Origin of the sequence: Martelella mangrovi, from assembly GCF_040545495.1 — a bacterium.
Classification (GTDB): domain Bacteria; phylum Pseudomonadota; class Alphaproteobacteria; order Rhizobiales; family Rhizobiaceae; genus Martelella; species Martelella mangrovi.
The window spans coordinates 1-2,500 of record NZ_JBEPLY010000026.1; the positions used below are offsets into that span (position 1 = coordinate 1).

At 53.5% G+C, this 2,500-nt stretch carries 1 tRNA gene and 2 rRNA genes (1 of these 3 cut by a window edge); all 3 read right to left on the reverse strand.

Annotated features, from left to right (window positions below):
- Positions 1–77: transfer RNA gene (locus ABID12_RS20695), tRNA-Met, on the reverse strand.
- Between the two features lie 96 nt (positions 78–173).
- Positions 174–289 (reverse strand): 5S ribosomal RNA (rrf, locus tag ABID12_RS20700).
- Between the two features lie 217 nt (positions 290–506).
- Positions 507–2,500 (reverse strand): 23S ribosomal RNA (locus tag ABID12_RS20705) (it continues 803 nt past the right edge of the window).

A 2,500-nucleotide genomic window follows, 5' to 3' on the forward strand; every position in this document is an offset into this window, starting at 1 on the left:
TGGTTGCGGGGGCAGGATTTGAACCTGCGGCCTTCAGGTTATGAGCCTGACGAGCTACCGGGCTGCTCCACCCCGCGTTATATTTTTGAGGCAACAAAAAAGCCGCCTTATCGGCGGCTTGTTATCGGCAGTCGCCGTTTTTGAATGAGAAGATATCATGTTGCATTTGGCAGACCTGGCAGCGACTTACTCTCCCGTGCCTTAAGACAAAGTACCATCAGCGCTGGGGCATTTCACGGCCGTGTTCGGAATGGGAACGGGTGTTAAGGACCCCGCCATAACCACCAGGTCAGCCAAATGCAGCATGTTTTTTTTTCGAGAAGCTGGTTGTTGAAGCGCTTTTGCAAAGCACCATAGCAGTGACTATCAGGGAACTACCCCGTAGCACGCTAGTGCGTCGCGTGAGCGCGCCCGCGCAGGGTCAGCGCATCGTCAGATGCGCGGTGCGACCCGTGAGCGATAAAGATCGTGTTCATCAGCTTTGCTGATGAACATGAACAATGAGAACGATCAAGCCGATCGAGCGATTAGTACCGGTAAGCTTCACACATTGCTGCGCTTCCACACCCGGCCTATCAACGTTGTCGTCTACAACGGCTCTGATAGGGAACACTCGTTTTCAGGTTGGTTTCCCGCTTAGATGCCTTCAGCGGTTATCCATTCCGTATATAGCTACCCTGCTATGCGGCTGGCGCCACAACAGGTCCACCAGAGATACGTCCATCCCGGTCCTCTCGTACTAGGGACAGATCCTGTCAATATTCCTACACCCACGGCAGATAGGGACCGAACTGTCTCACGACGTTCTGAACCCAGCTCACGTACCGCTTTAATTGGCGAACAGCCAAACCCTTGGGACCTGCTCCAGCCCCAGGATGCGATGAGCCGACATCGAGGTGCCAAACAACCCCGTCGATATGGACTCTTGGGGGTCATCAGCCTGTTATCCCCGGCGTACCTTTTATCCGTTGAGCGATGGCCCTTCCACGCGGGACCACCGGATCACTATGACCGACTTTCGTCTCTGCTCGACTTGTCAGTCTCGCAGTCAGGCGGGCTTATGCCATTGCACTCAGCGAACGATTTCCGACCGTTCTGAGCCCACCATCGCGCGCCTCCGTTACTCTTTAGGAGGCGACCGCCCCAGTCAAACTACCCACCATACACTGTCCCGGATCCGGATAACGGATCGCGGTTAGACATCCACGAAGATAAGGGTGGTATTTCAAGGATGGCTCCACGCAAACTGGCGTCCGCGCTTCAAAGCCTACCACCTATCCTACACATGTCTTGGTAAATGCCAGTGTAAAGCTATAGTAAAGGTGCACGGGGTCTTTCCGTCTGACCGCAGGAACCCCGCATCTTCACGGGGAATTCAATTTCACTGAGTCTGCGTTGGAGACAGCGGGGAAGTCGTTACGCCATTCGTGCAGGTCGGAACTTACCCGACAAGGAATTTCGCTACCTTAGGACCGTTATAGTTACGGCCGCCGTTTACTGGGGCTTCGATTCAATGCTTGCACATCTCCTCTTAACCTTCCAGCACCGGGCAGGCGTCAGACCCTATACGTCGTCTTAAAGACTTCGCAGAGCCCTGTGTTTTTGATAAACAGTCGCTACCCCCTGGTCTGTGCCACCTCTCAATACTTGCGTACTAAGAGGTCACGCTTCTTCCGAAGTTACGCGTGCAATTTGCCGAGTTCCTTCAACGCAGTTCTCTCAAGCGCCTTGGTATACTCTACCTGACCACCTGTGTCGGTTTCGGGTACGGTCTCACGACGGGGCTATTTCCTGGAACCGCTCCACCGCAAAATCAATCCAATAAGATCTTACGATTTGTGCAATCCGTCACCACCGCCTGGCCCACGAATATTAACGTGGTTCCCATCGACTACGCGTTTCCGCCTCGTCTTAGGGGCCGGCTAACCCTGCTCAGATTAACTTTAAGCAGGAACCCTTGGTCTTTCGGCGAGAGGGTCTCTCACCCTCTTTATCGTTACTCATGTCAACATTCGCACTTCCGATACCTCCAGGAGCCCTCACGGGTCTCCCTTCATCAGTCTACGGAACGCTCCGCTACCACGTGGATAAATCCACATCCTCAGCTTCGGTGCATGGCTTGAGCCCCGGTACATTTTCGGCGCAAAGACCCTTATTTAGACCAGTGAGCTGTTACGCTTTCTTTAAATGATGGCTGCTTCTAAGCCAACATCCTGGTTGTTTTGGGATCCTCACATCCTTTCCCACTTAGCCATGACTTGGGGACCTTAGCTGGAGGTCAGGGTTGTTGCCCTTTTCACGACGGACGTTAGCACCCGCCGTGTGTCTGCTGAACAGTACTCTTCGGTATTCGCAGTTTGGTTAGGATCAGTAAGACGGTGAGTCCCCATAGCCCATCCAGTGCTCTACCCCCGAAGGTATTCATTCAACGCTCTACCTAAATAGATTTCGCGGAGAACCAGCTATCTCCGAGTTTGATTGGCCTTTCACCCCTAGCCAC